The 16,731-nt window shown below is 70.2% G+C and carries 16 protein-coding genes; all 16 read right to left on the bottom strand.

What is annotated here, in order from left to right; all coding sequences use genetic code 11:
• Positions 1 to 6 precede the first annotated feature (6 nt).
• Positions 7 to 1,650, bottom strand: a complete 1,644-nt coding sequence (gene atpA / locus JAP66_RS17005; RefSeq protein ID WP_199432742.1) for a F0F1 ATP synthase subunit alpha — start codon at positions 1,648 to 1,650, stop codon at positions 7 to 9.
• A gap of 64 nt (positions 1,651 to 1,714) precedes the next feature.
• Positions 1,715 to 2,536, bottom strand: a complete 822-nt coding sequence (locus JAP66_RS17000) for a F0F1 ATP synthase subunit delta (RefSeq protein ID WP_199432741.1) — start codon at positions 2,534 to 2,536, stop codon at positions 1,715 to 1,717.
• 5 nt (positions 2,537 to 2,541) lie between these two features.
• Entirely contained in the window at positions 2,542 to 3,099 is a 558-nt protein-coding gene (locus JAP66_RS16995) for a F0F1 ATP synthase subunit B (RefSeq protein WP_307849596.1), read from the bottom strand.
• A 28-nt stretch (positions 3,100 to 3,127) separates the two neighbouring features.
• Positions 3,128 to 3,385 carry an ATP synthase subunit C-like protein gene (locus JAP66_RS16990; protein ID WP_307849595.1) on the bottom strand — a complete coding sequence of 86 codons (258 nt, stop codon included), beginning with the start codon at positions 3,383 to 3,385 and terminating at the stop codon, positions 3,128 to 3,130.
• Between the two features lie 58 nt (positions 3,386 to 3,443).
• Positions 3,444 to 4,226, bottom strand: coding sequence for a F0F1 ATP synthase subunit A (gene atpB / locus JAP66_RS16985; protein ID WP_199432740.1), 783 nt, complete (start codon positions 4,224 to 4,226; stop codon positions 3,444 to 3,446).
• 298 nt (positions 4,227 to 4,524) lie between these two features.
• Complete coding sequence (locus JAP66_RS32165; RefSeq protein WP_235999085.1) at positions 4,525 to 5,136, bottom strand: Cg1360 family ATP-synthase-associated protein; 612 nt, start codon at positions 5,134 to 5,136, stop codon at positions 4,525 to 4,527.
• Complete coding sequence (locus JAP66_RS16975) at positions 5,133 to 6,296, bottom strand: glycosyltransferase family 4 protein (RefSeq protein WP_199432739.1); 1,164 nt, start codon at positions 6,294 to 6,296, stop codon at positions 5,133 to 5,135. Before JAP66_RS16975 ends, JAP66_RS32165 begins: the two co-directional genes overlap by 4 nt.
• Positions 6,297 to 6,366: 70 nt before the next feature.
• Positions 6,367 to 7,017: an L-threonylcarbamoyladenylate synthase gene (locus tag JAP66_RS16970; RefSeq protein WP_199432738.1), complete on the bottom strand. Its 651-nt coding sequence runs from the start codon at positions 7,015 to 7,017 to the stop codon at positions 6,367 to 6,369.
• On the bottom strand, positions 7,014 to 7,892 hold the full coding sequence (gene prmC, locus JAP66_RS16965) for a peptide chain release factor N(5)-glutamine methyltransferase (protein ID WP_199432737.1): 879 nt from the start codon (positions 7,890 to 7,892) through the stop codon (positions 7,014 to 7,016). The genes JAP66_RS16970 and prmC overlap by 4 nt, the downstream gene beginning before the upstream one ends.
• 130 nt (positions 7,893 to 8,022) lie before the next feature.
• Positions 8,023 to 9,096 (bottom strand): peptide chain release factor 1, encoded by a 1,074-nt coding sequence (gene prfA, locus JAP66_RS16960; RefSeq protein WP_199432736.1) that lies wholly within the window; start codon positions 9,094 to 9,096, stop codon positions 8,023 to 8,025.
• An 84-nt stretch (positions 9,097 to 9,180) separates the two neighbouring features.
• Positions 9,181 to 9,408, bottom strand: coding sequence for a 50S ribosomal protein L31 (gene rpmE, locus JAP66_RS16955; RefSeq protein WP_199432735.1), 228 nt, complete (start codon positions 9,406 to 9,408; stop codon positions 9,181 to 9,183).
• A 196-nt stretch (positions 9,409 to 9,604) separates the two neighbouring features.
• Positions 9,605 to 11,614: a transcription termination factor Rho gene (gene rho / locus JAP66_RS16950; RefSeq protein WP_199432734.1), complete on the bottom strand. Its 2,010-nt coding sequence runs from the start codon at positions 11,612 to 11,614 to the stop codon at positions 9,605 to 9,607.
• 332 nt (positions 11,615 to 11,946) lie between these two features.
• A complete protein-coding gene (thrB, locus tag JAP66_RS16945; RefSeq protein ID WP_199432733.1) occupies positions 11,947 to 12,834 on the bottom strand; it encodes a homoserine kinase in 888 nt (295 codons plus the stop codon).
• A complete protein-coding gene (gene thrC / locus JAP66_RS16940) occupies positions 12,831 to 13,910 on the bottom strand; it encodes a threonine synthase (RefSeq protein WP_372448982.1) in 1,080 nt (359 codons plus the stop codon). The genes thrB and thrC overlap by 4 nt, the downstream gene beginning before the upstream one ends.
• Entirely contained in the window at positions 13,907 to 15,211 is a 1,305-nt protein-coding gene (locus JAP66_RS16935; RefSeq protein ID WP_199432930.1) for a homoserine dehydrogenase, read from the bottom strand. Before JAP66_RS16935 ends, thrC begins: the two co-directional genes overlap by 4 nt.
• Positions 15,212 to 15,288: 77 nt before the next feature.
• Positions 15,289 to 16,728, bottom strand: a complete 1,440-nt coding sequence (gene lysA / locus JAP66_RS16930; RefSeq protein ID WP_199432732.1) for a diaminopimelate decarboxylase — start codon at positions 16,726 to 16,728, stop codon at positions 15,289 to 15,291.
• Between the last annotated feature and the right edge of the window lie 3 nt (positions 16,729 to 16,731).

Raw genomic sequence — 16,731 nt, 5'->3', positions numbered from 1 at the left:
TACCGATCACTTCTTCGGAGCAGGACGGTGGACCTTCACCGACTCCTGCCCGACCTGCTCGGCGTCCATGGCCTCGGCCTCGCTCCGGTCGACCAGCGTGCCGCCCTCCGAGGTGGTGAAGCCCTTCTTGAACTCGGCGGTGGCCGCGACGACGCGCTCGGCGAGGTCGTCGGTCCACTTCTTCTTGTCCCGGATCTCGGTGAGGATGTCCTCGTGCTTGTGCCGCACGTTGTCCAGCAGCTCGCGGTTGAACCGGGCGACGTCCTCGGTCGGCACGTCGTCGAAGTGCCCGTTGGTGCCCAGATACACGGTGACGACCTGCTGCTCCACCGGCACCGGCGAGTACTGCGGCTGCTTGAGCACCTCGTAGAGCCGGGCACCGCGGTCCAGCTGGGCGCGCGAGGTCGGGTCCAGGTCCGACGCGAACGCCGCGAAGGCCTGCAGCTCCTGGTACTGCGAGAGGTCGATCCGCAGCGAACCGGAGACCGTCTTCATCGCCTTGATCTGCGCGTCACCACCGACTCGCGAGACCGACGTGGTCACGTCGACCGCGGGGCGCTGGCCCGAGTTGAACAGGTCCGACTGGAAGAAGCACTGGCCGTCGGTGATCGAGATGACGTTCGTCGGGATGTAGGCCGAGATGTCGTTGGCCTTGGTCTCGATGATCGGCAACCCGGTCAGCGAACCGCCGCCCAGCTCGTCGTTCAGCTTCGCGCAGCGCTCCAGCAGGCGGGAGTGCAGGTAGAAGACGTCGCCGGGGAACGCCTCGCGGCCCGGCGGGCGGCGCAGCAGCAGCGAAAGCGCACGGTATGCCTCGGCCTGCTTGGTGAGGTCGTCGAACACGATCAGGACGTGCTTGCCCTGGTACATCCAGTGCTGGCCGAGCGCCGCACCGGTGAACGGCGCCAGCCACTTGAAGCCCGCGGAGTCCGACGCCGGCGCGGCGACGATCGTGGTGTACTCCAGCGCGCCCGCGTCCTCGAGGGACTTGCGCACACCGGCGATGGTGGAGCCCTTCTGACCGATCGCGACGTAGATGCAGCGCACCTGCTGCTTGTCGTCGCCGGTCTCCCAGTTGGCCTTCTGGTTCAGGATGGTGTCGACGCAGACCGCGGTCTTACCGGTCTTGCGGTCGCCGATGATGAGCTGGCGCTGGCCGCGGCCGATCGGGGTCATCGCGTCGATCGCGGTGATACCGGTCTGCAGCGGCTCGGACACCGGCTGCCGCTGCACCACCGACGCGGCCTGCAGCTCAAGTGGACGGCGCTCGTTCGCCTCGATGTCACCGAGGCCGTCGAGCGGATTGCCGAGCGGGTCGACGGTCCGGCCGAGGAAGTTGTCGCCGACCGGTACCGAAAGAATCTGGCCGGTGCGCTTGACCTCCTGGCCTTCCTCGATCCGCTCGAAATTACCGAGGATGACGACGCCGATCCGGCGCGGCTCCAGGTTCTGCGCCACACCGAGGATCCCGCCGGGGAATTCCAGCAGCTCGTTGGCCATGGTGGACGGCAGCCCTTCGACGTGGGCCACGCCGTCACCGGTGTCGACGACGACGCCGACCTCTTCCCGGCTCACATCCGGGGAGTAACTCGAGACGTAGTTCTCGATCGCACTGCGGATCTCATCCGAGGAGATCGTCAGCTCCGCCATGTCGTTCCCGCTCTCGCTTCGTTCTTGCCAGTGTCCAGAAGTATGTGTGCTGTCGCTGTGAGCGTCAGCCGGCCAGCCGCCTGCGCAGCGCCTCGATCCGCCCCGCGGCGCTGCCGTCGATGACCTCGTCACCGACCCGCACGACCAGCCCGGCGCCGAGTTCGCTGTCCAGCTCGACGTGCAGCACGACCTGCCGCCCGTAGATCTGCGCCAGCTTCCCGGCCAGCCGCTCCCGCTGCTCGTCGGTCAGCTCGGTCGCACTCATGACGTACGCCACAGACCGGTCCCGCCGGGCCGCGGCCAGCTCGACCAGCTCGTCGATGCCCCCGGCGATGTCGCGGCCACGCCGGCGGAGCACGACGTGCTCGACGAGCACCTCCGTGATCGGGTCGGCCTTGTCGGCGAACAGTGAGCGAATCAGGTTGCGCTTCGCCTCCACCGGCGCCGCCTGGTCGGACAGTGCCCGCTCGAGGTCCGGCTCGTTCTCCACGATACGGGCCGCCGAGAAGAGCTGACCCTCAACCGTGTCCAGTTTGTCGGCTTTCTCCGCCCCGGCGAGCATCGCCGCCCGGCCTACGGTTTCCACACCGTCGACGAGCTCGAGCGGGTTCGACCAGCGCCTGCCGATCACGGCGTCGAGCACCTCGAGGGTCGGCCCGGAGACCTTGCCCTCCAGCAAGGACCTGACCAGCCGCTTGCGGGCCTCGGGATCCGACGAGCCGTCACCGACGGCCCGGCGCAGCCCGACCTGCCTGCTGAGCAGGTCGACCACGGAGAGCAGCTCTTCCCCGACCGCGGACGGGTCGGTACCCGCGTCGCGGAGTACCTCGTCGAGACGAGTCTCGGCGAAGCTCAGAGCTTCCCGGCTCGCAGCATGCAGCGTCATGAGATCTACTTCCTCGCTCCGGCACCGTTGCCGCTGGCGTCGAGCTCGGCGAGGAACCGGTCGACCGTGCCGCGACGGCGGGCCTCGTCCTCAAGCGACTCACCGACGATCCGGCTGGCCAGCTCGATGGCGTTGCGCCCGAGCTCACCGCGCAGCTCGGTGGTGATCTGCGCCCGCTGGGCCTGCAGCTGCGCCTCGCCCTGCGCGACGATGCGCCGTGCCTCCTCCTGTGCCTCCGCCCGCAGCTCTTCCTTGATCTGCTCGGCTTCGAGCCGGGCGTCGTCGCGGATCTTCGCCGCCTCCGTGCGGGCCTCGGCGAGCTGCGCCTTGTACTGCTCCAGCGCCTGCTCGGCCTCGGCCTGGGCCTTCTCGGCCCTCTCCATGCCGCCCTCGATCTTCGAGGTCCGCTCCTCGTAGAGCTTCTCGAAGCGCGGGGCGGCGTACTTCTTGAGCAGCCACAGCAGGATCAGGAAGGCGACGAGGCCGAGGATGACCTCGGAAAGGTGCGGGACGACCGGGCTCGGCTCTTCTTCCTGAGCCAGGATCATCGATGTGTACAGCACAACGTCTCCCTAGATGCCGTCAGCCGGCTCAGGCGGCGAAGGCGATGAAGAAGAGGACCAGGCCGATCAGGGCGAGCACCTCGGACAGCACGAACGTGGTCCAGGCGATACCCATCAGCTTGCCCTGGGCCTCCGGCTGCCGAGCCGTGCCGTTGATGACCGCGGCCCAGATCAGACCCACACCGATACCGGGGCCGATCGCGCCGAGACCGTAGCCGATCATGGCGAGGCCCGGGTTGATGTTGGTCGCGGCCTCCGCGGCCTGCGCGAGAACAATGTTGCTCACTTGCATTTCCCTTTCAACTCGGTCCGCAGCTGTGCGGATCGGGGGCTTTCGTTGTCCCTCAGTGGTCCGAAGCGAGTGCCATGCCGATGTAGCCGGCGGAGAGCACCGCGAACACGTAGGCCTGGATGACCTGGATGAGCGCCTCGACGAAGGTCAGCAGGATCGCGAAGGCGAACGACACCGCCGACAGCGCCTTGAGCGCTCCGCCCGCCTCGACCAGCAGGAACTCACCACCGAGGGTGAACACCAGCAGGATGAGATGGCCGGCGAACATCGCCGCGAAAACCCGGATCGCCAGCGTGATCGGGTTCATGAAGAACTTCTGGAAGAACTCGATTGGCGTCAGCAGCAGGTAGATCGGCTTCGGCACACCCGCGGGGAAGAGCTGGTTCTTCATGTACCCGCCGAACCCGTGCCTGCGAATGCCGACGAAGTGGTAGACGGGGTAGACGACCAGCACCGACAGTGCGAGCGGGAAGCCGATGTGCGCCATCGTCGGGAACTGGATGATCGGGATGATCCCGAAGATGTTGTTCACCAGGATGAAGGTGAACAGCGCGAGGATGAGCGGCACGTAAGGACGGAAGTCCTTGGACCCGATCTGCTCCCTGGCGATGTTGTTGCGCCCGAAGTCGTAGACCGACTCGGCGGCGAACTGCCACCTGCTCGGGACGAGCTTCATGTTCCGCGACGTGACCAGGAAGAACGCCGCGATGATGACTACCGACAGCGCCACCAGAAGCATCGGCTTGGTGACGCCGAGGAAGATCGGCGGCAGAAAGAAGTCTCCGACGCCGGGGGGCGAGAACTCGCCGCCCTGGGCTGGTACCAGCGCGCCCAACTGGGCTCCTTCCGGTTCTCCCGGCCGGCGTTCACTCCGCCGGGGGAATCGTCACGATCTGGACTTAACGTACCCGACACTGATCGAGTACTCGGAAGCGGATACCACGGTGCGCGGACACGGCCGGGTTACCGGGGCCGACGTTCCGCTGGAGCGGGCACGCGCCAACACGGCTGGTCGCGACGCTGCCATCGGGATGTGCACCCCCGGAGTGCGGCCGTCACCGCCTCCATGGCGCGGACGATACCAGCCGGGTGAACGACGCCGTACGGCCGTACTCCTTTGGCGGGCCGAAGCCCTACCCGGAGGAGTCGGGGATGATCGTCGGGATCTTGGTCCGCTTGAACGCGACCACCTCGGCGCCGGCCCACACGATGATCACCGCGAGCATGGTGAATGCGAGCGCGTAGCGGTGCAGCGCGTCGATACCGCCGAGCAGCATCATCACGCCGAGCAGCACGAGGAGCTTGAAGATGTAGCCGCCGAGCGCGACGGCCAGCACCCCCATCGGGTCCATGGCGGAGGTCTTGCGCATCATCCACAGCGTGGCCAGCGACGAGCCGAACGCGACCAGGCCGCCGACGAGGGCACCGAGCAGGCCGGGCACACCGACCCAGACGGTGGCGACCACGGCGGCCAGCACGACGGTGATCACACCGGGCCACAGTGCGCCCTTCAGCATGGCGTCGGCCAGCTTGAGCACCTGCTCGGCGTGCGGATTGCGGTTTGCGCTGTCAGTGCCTGTCTGGAAACGCGCGACCCGATCGCGTCGCCGGGGCCCGGACTCGATCTCGTCTGCCCTTCCTTCCTGCTGGCGCGCCCCGCCGCCACCATCGTGGGGCTCCGCCGGGCGCGTGCGACCGCTCTCCCGAGCAGGCACGTCACCGTTCTCATTTGCACTGTCAGTCATGAAGCTCCCTGCTGGTTTCTCGACCTCAGTCTAGGGATGACCGAGATGAGCCCGGCCACCAGCAGGCCCCCGCACATGATCCAGAACACCGCGGCGGTGTCGAACAGGGTCACCGAGACGGCGCCGAAAGCGAGGATCCCCGCCCACAGGTAGATCAGCAGCACCGCGCGGCGCTGCGAGTGGCCGATCTCCAGCAGGCGGTGGTGCAGGTGCATCTTGTCGGCCGCGAACGGGCTCTCGCCGCGCCGTGTGCGCCGCACGACCGCGAGCACCAGGTCCAGCAGCGGCAGGAACAGCACCGCGGCGACGACGAACAGCGGGGAGAGCAGCGCGACCACGTCGGTGGCGTCGAAGGAGGTGTAGTTGATCTTGCCGGACGCGGATGTGCTCGCGGCTGCCAGCATCAGCCCGATCATCATCGAACCCGAGTCACCCATGAATATCTTCGCGGGCTGGAAGTTGTGCGGCAGGAAGCCGAGACAGGCACCGGCCAGCGTCGCGGCGATGAGCGCGGGCGGGTAGGTGCCGACGTCACCGCCGGAGGAGGCGAGCAGGCCGAGGGAGAACGCGCAGGTGGCCGCCGCGGCGATCAGGCCGAGGCCGCCGGCCAGCCCGTCCAGGCCGTCGACGAAGTTCATCGCGTTGACCATCACCACCACCAGCAGCACGGCCACCAGCCCGCCCTGGTTGCGGTCGAGGATCAGGACCTGCCCGAGCGCGGCCCCGTCGCCGCCCCAGGGCACCCAGAACGACACCCACTGCAGTCCGAACAGGACGAGAATGCCCGCACACATCACCTGCCCGGCGAGCTTGGTCCAGGCGTCGAGCTCGAAGCGGTCGTCGAGGGCGCCGATGAGCACGATCGCCCCGCCGCCGACGAGCACGGCGACCGGGTCGAAGGAGTACTCGAACGCGCGCCGCAGGACCGGCAGCTGGTGGGCCATCGCCATGCCACCGGCCACGCCGAGGTACATCGCGAGCCCGCCCATTCTCGGGATCGGGATCACGTGCACGTCGCGCTGCCGCGGAACGGCCACCGCTCCGGCTCTGATGGCGAAACGTCGCACGAGGGCGGTGAGCAGGAACGTCACCGCCGCGCTGATGAGGCCGACGAGGATGTACTCGCGGATGGGAAGGCCCGCGGTCAGGGATGGCGTCACGAAGTCGTCATCCTCCGTGCGCCAGGTACTGCTCGGTCACGAGGCGCAACGCTACCGCCGCGCCGCACCGTCATGACCGCGGGCTGAGCTCGATGCCGAGGACCTCCGACACCGCGTCGGCGGACACCGCGCCCTCGCGCAGCAGCACCGGCTCGTCCCCGGTGAGATCGACGATCGTCGACGGCACCGCCTCGCCGGTCGGCCCCCCGTCCAGGTAGACCGCGACGGACTCGCCGAGCTGCTCCCGCGCCTCCTCCGCCGTGGCTGCGGGCGGCCTGCCGGAGACGTTGGCACTCGACACGGCCATCGGGCCGACATCGCGCAGCAGCTCCAGCGCCACCGGGTGCAGCGGCATCCGCAGCATCACCGTGCCCCTGGTGGTGCCGAGGTCCCAGCTGAGGCTGGGCGCGTGCGGCAGCACGATCGAGAGGTCGCCGGGCCAGAACGCCTCGATCAGCGCACGCGCCTGCGGCGTGACGCCGAGCACCAGGCCGTCCACTGTGGACCAGGAGCCGACGAGCACGCCGACGGGCATGTCGGGCCCGCGATGCTTGGCCTGGAGCAGCGACCGCACGGCGCCGGAGTCGAAGGCGTCCGCGCCGATGCCGTAGACGGTGTCGGTCGGCAGCACCACGAGCCTGCCGGAGCGCACCGCGGAGGCCGCTGCCTTCAGCCCGTCCGCCCTGGTCACCGGCTCGCTGCAGTCGTAGATGGCGCTCATGCGGCAGAGCCTACTGTCCGCAGCGCGGTGACGAATCGCGGGCGCCCCGCCAGGTCCGGGTGGTCCACGACATCGGTGAGCACGCGGCGCGCGCTCAACAGCGCGGGCACCGCCTTGCCGTGCGTGTCGTCGTGCTCGATGGCCACTCCGCCGCCGGGGCGCAGCAGCCGCGCCGCAGCCGCGACCACGTGCCTGATGACCTCGAGTCCGCCGCCGGGCGCGAACACGGCCACCGGAGGATCGTGCTCGGCCACCTCCGGCGGCACCTGGGTGCCCTGCGGAACGTACGGCGGGTTGCACAGTACGAGGTCGACCAGTCCGTCGAGCTCGGCGAACACCGTCGCGTCGGTGACGTCGCCCGAGTAGAGCCTGATCGACGTGTCCCCGGCCGCGGCGCGCAGGTCGGCGTTGTGCCTGGCCCACGCCAGCGCGTTCGGGTCGACGTCCACCGCGTACACCACCGCGTCCGGTCTGGCGTGCGCCACCGCGAGCGCGAGCACGCCCGAACCGGTGCACAGGTCGACGACAACCGGGTACTCGCGGCCCTTCAGCAGCTTCAGGCCCCATTCGAGGAGCAGCTCGGTCTCCGGGCGCGGCACGAAGACGCCGGGGCCGATGTCGACCGTGATGTCGCCGAGCGCGGCCCAGCCGGTGAGGTGCTGCAACGGCACCCGCTTGGCGCGCCGCATCACGAGCTGCCGGATGGCCTCCACGACCGGCGGGTCGACCAGCGGCACGAGCGGAAGCCGCCCGCGCTCGACGCCGAGCACGTGGGAGGCGATCAGTTCGGCATCGGCCCGCGGGGAGGCCACGCCGGCGTCCTCCAGGATCCGGGTCGCCTCCATGATCGCCAGGCGCAAGGGCTGTCTGTTCACGGGTCCAAGCCTGGCACAACGATGCCCCCGCGCTCGGGAGGTACACCCACCGACCCGCGCGCCTCGTGAGTGCGCACACGAGTTCTAACTCGCGTGGCCACTCACGAGGGGCGGGCGGCGGGGCGGCGGGTCAGGCGGGCTGCGTGGCGGCCAGCCGCTCCTCCCGGTCGGCGTCGGCCAGCGAGTCGAGCACGCCGCTCAGGTCGCCGTCGAGCACCTGGTCCAGGTTGTACGCCTTGTAGTTCACCCGGTGGTCGGAGATCCGGTTCTCCGGGTAGTTGTAGGTGCGGACCCGCTCCGAGCGGTCCACGGTGCGCACCTGGGAGCGGCGGGCATCGGCCGCCTTCGCCGCGGCCTCCTCCTCGGCCATCGCCTGCAACCGCGCCTGGAGGACCCGGATCGCCCGCGCCCGGTTCTGGATCTGCGACTTCTCGTTCTGGCAGGACACCACGATCCCGGTCGGCAGGTGCGTCACCCGGACCGCCGAGTCCGTGGTGTTCACGCTCTGCCCACCGGGCCCCGACGAGCGGAACACGTCGATGCGCAGGTCGTTCGGGTCGAGCTCGACCTCGACCTCCTCCGGCTCGGGGTAGATCAGCACACCGGCAGCGGAGGTGTGGATGCGCCCCTGGGACTCGGTCGCGGGCACCCGCTGCACCCGGTGCACACCGCCCTCGAACTTCAGCCGCGCCCACACCCCGTCGGCCTCGCCGCCGCGGCCCTTGATGGAGACGGTCACGTCCTTGTACCCGCCGAGGTCGGACTCGGTCGCGTCCAGCACCTCCGCCTTCCAGCCCTTCCGTTCGGCGTAGCGCAGGTACATGCGCAGGAGGTCACCGGCGAACAGTGCGGACTCCTCGCCGCCCTCGCCCGACTTGATCTCCATGACCACGTCCGCACCGTCGTAGGGATCGCGGGGCAGCAGCAGCTCCGTCAGCCGGTTCTCCAGCCGCGGGATCCGCTCGGCGAGCTCCTCGGCCTCCGCCGCGAAGGCCGGGTCCTCGGCGGCGAGCTCCTTCGCGGCGGCCAGGTCGGAGCGGACAGCGTCCAGCTCCCCCAGTGTCTTGACGACCGGCGCCAGCTCGGCGTAGCGGCGGCCCAGCTTGCGGGCCCGAGCCTGGTCGGCGTGCACCGACGGGTCCCCGAGCTGTTCCTCCAGCTCGGCGTACTCGTCGAGCAGTCCGCGCAGCGAACTCGAATCCACAGCTGACCTCATTCCCTTGGGAGGGTGAACAGAGAAACGGCGCCCGCCCTGCCCTGGGGGCAGGCGCGGGCGCCGTCGGTGAAGCTACTTGCTGCCGGACTTCTTCGACCGCTTGCCGTAGCGAGCCTCGAACCGCGCGACCCGGCCACCGGTGTCCATGATCTTCTGCTTGCCGGTGTAGAACGGGTGGCAGTTGGAGCAGATCTCGACGTGGATGTTGCCGTCGGCCTTGGTGCTACGGGTGGTGAAGGTGTTTCCGCAGCCACAGGTCACGTTGGTGACCCCGTAGTCAGGGTGAATACCGCTCTTCATGGTGTCCTCTCTCGTTGGCTCCGGGTCCCCGCGTACGGGGTGAACCGGTGCCGGACTACAGCGGATCGATTCTGCCAGACGCGCTGACAGGGGTTTCAACGCGCCGGGCGCCGTGAGTGTTCCGGACGCCAGGGCTCGTGAGTGCGTACCCGCGTTAGAACTCGGGCGAACACTCACGACCCTGGCGGCGGGTTCCTCAGTCGTCGTCGGTACCCGGCGCGGTCTTCGAGACCTGCATCAGGAACTCGATGTTGGTCTTCGTCTTGCGCAGCCGGTCCAGTAGCAGGTCGATGGCCTGCTGCGAGTCGAGCGCGTGCAGCACCCGGTGCAGCTTGTGCGTCACGCCGAGCTCGTCCGGCGAGAGCAGCAGCTCCTCCTTGCGGGTACCGGACGGGTTGACATCCACCGCGGGGAAGACGCGCCGCTCGGCGATCTTGCGGTCCAGCTTGAGCTCGGCGTTGCCGGTGCCCTTGAACTCCTCGAAGATCACCGTGTCACCGGTCGAGCCGGTCTCCACCATCGCCGTGGCGAAGATCGTCAGCGAGCCGCCGTCCTCGATGTTGCGCGCCGCGCCGAGGAACCGCTTCGGCGGGAACAGCGCGGTCGAGTCGACACCACCGGAGAGGATCCGGCCGGACGCCGGGGCCGCCAGGTTGTAGGCACGGCCGAGGCGGGTGATCGAGTCGAGCAGGACGACCACGTCGTGGCCCATCTCCACCAGGCGCTTGGCGCGCTCGATGGACAGCTCGGCCGCCGAGGTGTGGTCCGACGGCGGGCGGTCGAAGGTGGAGGCGATGACCTCGCCCTGCACCGACCGCTGCATGTCGGTGACCTCTTCCGGCCGCTCGTCCACGAGCACGACCATCAGATGGCACTCGGGGTTGTTCGTCGCGATCGCGTTCGCGATGTCCTGCATGATCGTCGTCTTACCGGCCTTCGGCGGCGAGACGATCAGCGCGCGCTGACCCTTGCCGACCGGCATCACCAGGTCGATCACCCGGGTGGTCAGCTTGTTCGACGAGGTCTCAAGGCGCAGCCGCTCGTTCGGGTACAGCGGCGTCAGCTTGGTGAACTCGGGCCGCTTCTTGGCGACCTCGGGCTCCAGCCCGTTGATCGTGTCGACGCGCACCAGCGGGTTGAACTTCTGCCGCTGCTGCTCGCCCTCGCGCGGCTGGCGGACGACGCCGGTGATCGCGTCACCACGGCGCAGCCCGAACTTGCGCACGAGCGACAGCGAGACGTACACGTCGTTCGGCCCGGCCAGGTAACCCGAGGTGCGGACGAACGCGTAGTTGTCCAGCACGTCAAGGATGCCCGCGACGGGCAGCAGGACGTCGTCCTCGCGGATCTCGGTGTCGGGGCTGCCGCCGCCGCTCTCGCCGCGGCCACCGCGCCGGCGACGGTCACGGAAGCGCCGGCCACGCCGGCCACCACGCTCGTCGTCGTCATCGGTGTTGTTCTGCTGCCCCTGCTGGCCCTGGCCCTGCCCCTGCTGGCCACGCTGGTTGTTCTGGCGGCGCTGGTCGCGCTGCTCGCGCTGGTCGCGCTGCTCGCGCTGGTCGCGCTGGTCGCGCTGGTCACCGCCACCGCCGCGCTGCTCACGCTGGTCCGTGGACGCCTCGCCGCCGCGCTGGCCGCGCTGCTCGCGCGGTTCACGCTGCTCGCCGGCCTCCCCGCGCTGCTGTCCGCCCGCGTCCTGACCGCCACTCTGGCGGCCGGAGCTGCGGCGACGGCGGCTGGGACGGCCGCCCTCGTCGGACTGCGGCTGGCCGTCCTCGGCCGGAGCCGGCGCCACGATGTCCTGCCTTGCGGCCGGGGCCTCCCGCTCCGCCGGAGCGGGTGCGGCCTGCTCGGCCGGCGCCTCCGCGCGGCCCTTCGGCTTCTCGGCCTGCTTGGTCTCGCCCACGCCGTCGAGCGGCAGGGTGTCGCCGTCGGCCGCGGTGGACCTGACGCGCTTGGACTTGCCCTGGCGCTCACGGATCGCAGCGATCAGGTCCCCCTTGCGCATTCCTGTGGTGTCGTTGATGCCCAGTTCGCCGGCCAGAGCGCGCAGATCGGCGATGACCATGCCGGACAACCCGCCCGGGCGCCGCTTCGGCGCCGCCTCGGCGCCCTCGACGCCATTGGCCTGCGGCGTCTGCTCCCCGGTACCCGGCGTCTCAGCCTGGGTGTTCACGTCGCCGCTCAAGAGATCGGTGTTGCTCACACATGTCCTTCCTTACCGGCCCACGCCTCCACGGCGGACCAGCGGACCGCCGCCCGCGTCCGAATTGCGAGACGGCGTTCTAGTTCCCAGTGCGGACCGCCCCAGCCGAGACGTGCTCGCCACAGCGGTGGAACCGCCAGCACGGGATTGAATCGCCCACCGTGGTTACCGGGAGCCCGTCTTGAGTGACAGAAGATGCGATCCGGGATGATCCCGGAACCAGCACCGGGTGCGGAATATGCACGGTGACCGAACGCCCCCGAGGGTAGACCGCCCGAGGTCGAGGTGCAACAACCACCCCCCGCGTGGCGTGCCTCGCGGTGGCCGGCGTTCTACCGGCGACTTCCGGCGGCCACCTGCACGCCGAACGGATCGACGGGCATCTCGGTGACCTCGAAGTGTTCAACACCGGTGCCGGCCGGGAGTATTCCCGTCGTCGTGAACGCGATCACGGAGGGCCCCGCGCCGGACACGGCCGCGGCCACGCCCTGCGCGCGCAAGGCGCGCACGAGCCGCATGCTGGCCGGGAAGGCGGGTTCCCGGTAGTCCTGGTGCAGCCGGTCCTCGGTGGCGGGCAGCAGCAGCTCCGGGCGCGTGGTGAGCGCGTGCACGGCGAGCGCGGCACGGCCCGCCGTGAACGCCGCGTCGGCGTGCGGCACCTGTTCGGGCAGCAGGCCCCTGGCGGCACGGGTGGACGAGCGCTCCGCGGGCACGGCGAGCACGGGCCGCAGCGTCGGGTGCGGTTCGAGCCGCTCCGCGTGGAACCGTCCGTTCTCCTGCCAGGCGATCACCGCACCGCCGTACAGGCTGGCGGCCGCGTTGTCGGCGTGGCCCTCGAACGCCGCCGCGAGCTGCAACGCCTCATCGTCCGGCTCCCGGCCGGCCAGTGCGTAGCCTGCGGCGATCCCGGCGACCACCGCGGCGGCCGAGGAGCCGAGCCCGCGCGCGTGCGGGATCGCGTTGTGACAACGCAGGTGCAGGCCGGGCACGTCGACGTCGAGCAGCGTGCACGCGCGGCGCAGCGCCCGCACCACGAGGTGGTTCTCGTCGGTCGGCACGCCGGCCTGCTCGCCCGCACCGGCGTCGAGCACCTCCACCTTCAGCCCCGAGCCGGTGACCCGCACCTCGATCACGTCGTGCAGGCCGAGTGCCATGCCGAGGGCGTCGAACCCGGAGCCGAGGTTCGCCGTGGACGCGGGGACCGTGATCTCGAAGCTCATGAGAGCTCGAGCGCCGTGGCGACGGCGCGGGGGTCGACGGAGAGCGGCTCCACCTCGACGTTGCCCTCCAGCGCGGTCGCCGGATCCTTCAGCCCGTGACCGGTCACCGTGCACACCACGGTCGAGCCACGCGGGATACGCCCGTCGGCGGCGGTCTGCAGCAGGCCCGCGACGCTGGTGGCGGACGCGGGCTCGACGAACACGCCCTCACGGCGGGCGAGCAGCCGGTACGCCTCGAGGATGCGCTCGTCGGTGACCGCGTCGAACAGGCCGCCGCTGGCGTTCTTCGCCCGCACGGCCGGCTCCCACGAGGCCGGGCTGCCTACCCGGATGGCGGTGGCGACCGTCTCCGGCAGGGCCACCGGCTCACCGTGCACGAGCGGCGCCGCACCCGCCGCCTGGAAACCGAACATTCGTGGTGTGCTTTCCACCACACCATCGGCGGCGTACTCGGTGTAACCGGCCCAGTAGGCGGTGATGTTGCCCGCGTTTCCGACCGGCAGGCAGTGGATGTCCGGCGCGAAGCCGAGCACGTCGCAGATCTCCCACGCGGCGCTCTTCTGCCCGACAAGGCGCACCGGGTTGACGGAGTTCACCAGCGTCACCGGGTAGTCGGCCGCAGTCTTGCGGGCCAGCTCCAGGCAGTCGTCGAAGTTGCCGTCGACCTGGAGGATCCGCGCCCCGTGCAGCACCGCCTGGGCCATCTTGCCGAGCGCGATCTTGCCCTGCGGCACGAGCACGGCGCTGGTCAGGCCCGCACGGGCGGCGTAGGCGGACGCCGATGCCGAGGTGTTGCCGGTGGACGCGCAGATCACCGCCTGCAGACCGCTGGCCAGCGCGTGCGTGATCGCGACCGTCATGCCGCGGTCCTTGAACGAGCCGGTGGGATTAGCGCCCTCCACCTTGAGGTAGACGGCGCAACCGGTGGCCTCGGAGAGGTACGGCGCCGACAGCAGCGGCGTGTTCCCCTCGCCGAGGGTCACCACCTGCGCGCCCTCGGGGATCGGGATGCGCGCCGGGTAGGTGTTGATGATGCCGGGCGAGCCCGGCTCGACGCCCACGATGCCCGGGTTCACGAGTCCTCGCCCTCCACCCGCATCACGCTCACGACCTCGCGGACGACGTCGAGCTTGCCGATCTCCTCCACCGTGGCGCGCAGCGCGGCGTCCGGCGCGGAGTGCGTCACGATCACCAGGCTCGCGGTGGACGTGCGGTCGCGCTGGCGGACCGCCGCGATGCTCACGTCGTGCGTCGCGAAGGCCTGCGCCACCTGGGCGAGCACGCCCGCACGGTCGGCGACGTCGAGGCTGATGTGGTAGCGCGTCGGGGTCTGCCCCATCGGGCGGACCGGCAGCGCGGCGTGCGCCGACTCCCGCGGGCCTCGGCCGCCCGCGACCCGGTTGCGGGCCGCCGCCACCAGGTCGCCGAGGACGGCGCTCGCCGTCGGCGCACCGCCCGCGCCCTGGCCGTAGAACATCAGCTCACCGGCCGCGTCGGCCTCGACGTAGACGGCGTTGAACGCACCGTTCACCCCGGCGAGCTGGTGGGTACGCGGGATCATCACCGGATGCACCCGCGCGGACACCGACTCGGTGCCGTCATCGGCTTGGACCCGCTCGCAGATCGCCAGCAGCTTCACCGTGCGGTTGAGCAGCCTGGCGGCCGCGATGTCCGAAGCGCTGATCCCGGCGATGCCCTCCCGGTGCACGTCGGAGGCGGTGACCCGGGTGTGGAAGGCCAGCGACGCGAGGATCGCAGCCTTGGACGCGGCGTCGTAGCCGTCGACGTCGGCGGTCGGGTCGGCCTCGGCGTAACCGAGCCTGCTCGCCTCGTCTAGGGTGTCGGCGTAGCCGGCGCCCGTGGAGTCCATCGCGGACAGGATGTAGTTCGTGGTGCCGTTGACGATGCCCATCACGCGCGTGATGCGGTCCCCGGCGAGCGACTCCCGCAGCGGCCGCAGCAGCGGGATCGCACCGGCGACGGACGCCTCGTAGTAGAGGTCGGCTCCCGAGATGCCGGCCGCCTCCGCGAGCTCCGCCGAGTGTTCGGAGAGCAGCGCCTTGTTGGCGGTGACGACCGCCTTTCCCTTGCGCAGCGCGGTGAGCAGCCAGTCGCGGACCGGCTCGATGCCGCCGATGAGCTCCACCACGACGTCCACATCGGACTCGACGAGCGCCCCGGCGTCGGCGGTCAGCAGGTGCTGCGGCAGCTCCGGATGCTTGTCCGGACGGCGGACCGCGATCCCGGCCAGCTCGACCTTGGCACCGATCCGCGCCGCGAGCTCGTCGGCGTCGTCGATGAGCACCCGGGTGACCTCGCTGCCGACGGTGCCGCAGCCGAGCAACGCCACCCTGACGCTTCCGTCCTCACCGGGCACGTTCACGACACCTCCTGTGTCCTGCGGGGCACCCGCACCCGGTCGGCTCTCGTGAGCGGAAGCTCCGCGATTGTCACTCACGACACCTCCAACCGCAGCATGTCCTCGTTCGTCTCCCGCCGCAGCAGCAGCCGTGGGCTGCCGTTACGGACCGCGACCACCGCGGGCCGCGGCTGCCGGTTGTAGTTGCTGGCCATCGAGTAGCAGTACGCACCGGTCGCCGCGACCGCGAGCAGGTCGCCCGGAGCCAGGGTGTCGGGCAACCAGCAGTCGCGGACCACGATGTCGCCGGACTCACAGTGCTTTCCCACGACTCGGGACAGCGCGGCGCCGACCTGCTCCGGCTGACCGTCGTCGCTCGCGCGCGACACGAGCCGGCAGTCGTAGGCGGCGTCGTAGAGGGCGGTGCGGATGTTGTCGCTCATCCCGCCGTCGACGCTGACGTAACGCCGCACGGCCTCGTCACCGAGGGCGACGTCCTTGATGGTGCCCACCTCGTACAGCGTCACCGTGCCCGGCCCGGCGATGGCCCGCCCCGGCTCCCCCGCGATGCGCGGCACCGGAAGGTCGGCGAACTCGCATTCCTTGCGGACGATCTCGCGGATCTGGGTGACCATCTGCGCCGGCGGCGGCGGGTTGTCCCGGTCGGTGTAGGCGATGCCGAACCCGCCACCGAGGTCCACAGTGGCCAGCTGCTTGACGAGCTCGTCGCCGTGCTCCTTGCGCAGCTCCCCGATGAGGCCGATCACCCTGCGGGCGGCGACCTCGAAGCCGTCCGCGTCGAAGATCTGCGAGCCGATGTGGCTGTGCAGGCCGATCAGCTTGAGCGACGGCGAGTTCAGCACCCGGCGCACCGCCTCGGCGGCGCCACCGGAGGCAAGCGAGAAGCCGAATTTCTGGTCCTCGTGCGCGGTCGCGATGAACTCGTGCGTGTGCGCCTCGACGCCCACCGTGACGCGGACGAGCACCTGCTGCACGATGTCGTGCCGCGCGGCGACGTCGGCGAGCCTGGCGATCTCGTAGAAGGAGTCGAGCACGATGGTGCCGACCCCCGCCTCCACGGCCGCCTCGAGCTCGGCCGTGGACTTGTTGTTGCCGTGGAAGGTGATCCGCTCCGGCGGGAACTCGGCGCGCTGGGCGATCACCAGCTCACCGCTGCTGCAGACGTCGAGGCTCAGACCCTGGCCGGCGACCCAGCGGGCGATCTCCGTGCAGAGGAACGCCTTGGACGCGTAGTGCACCAGCGCCGGATCGTCGAAGGCCTCGGCGTACTCGGCGCAGCGCGACTTGAAGTCGGCCTCGTCGATGACGAACAGCGGGGTCCCGTAGGTCTGCGCGAGCTCGCGCACGTCGACGCCCGCTATCCGGACGACGCCGTCCGGTGCCCGGTAAGTGTTGCGGGGCCACACCTTCGGGTAGAGCCGGTCGAGCTCGGCCGAAGTGGACGGTGGGAAACCGGCCTGGTCAACATGCGGGTAAACCTCGGCGTGCCGGGGCCCCGCGGGGTGTGCGCACATAGC

Source organism: Qaidamihabitans albus (assembly GCF_016464705.1).
Classification (GTDB): Bacteria; Actinomycetota; Actinomycetes; order Mycobacteriales; family Pseudonocardiaceae; genus Qaidamihabitans; species Qaidamihabitans albus.
Note: the sequence above shows the minus strand (reverse complement) of the source record. Positions and strands in the feature narration are given on the sequence as shown.

What these genes read in the sequence shown, in the direction of transcription:
- atpA (WP_199432742.1), bottom strand. Translation starts at nt 1,650, where the DNA reads ATGGCGGAGCTGACGATCTCCTCGGATGAGATCCGCAGTGCGATCGAG.
- JAP66_RS17000 (WP_199432741.1), bottom strand. Translation starts at nt 2,536, where the DNA reads ATGACGCTGCATGCTGCGAGCCGGGAAGCTCTGAGCTTCGCCGAGACT.
- JAP66_RS32165 (WP_235999085.1), bottom strand. Translation starts at nt 5,136, where the DNA reads ATGACTGACAGTGCAAATGAGAACGGTGACGTGCCTGCTCGGGAGAGC.
- JAP66_RS16970 (WP_199432738.1), bottom strand. Translation starts at nt 7,017, where the DNA reads ATGAGCGCCATCTACGACTGCAGCGAGCCGGTGACCAGGGCGGACGGG.
- rpmE (WP_199432735.1), bottom strand. Translation starts at nt 9,408, where the DNA reads ATGAAGAGCGGTATTCACCCTGACTACGGGGTCACCAACGTGACCTGT.
- thrB (WP_199432733.1), bottom strand. Translation starts at nt 12,834, where the DNA reads ATGAGCTTCGAGATCACGGTCCCCGCGTCCACGGCGAACCTCGGCTCC.
- lysA (WP_199432732.1), bottom strand. Translation starts at nt 16,728, where the DNA reads ATGTGCGCACACCCCGCGGGGCCCCGGCACGCCGAGGTTTACCCGCAT.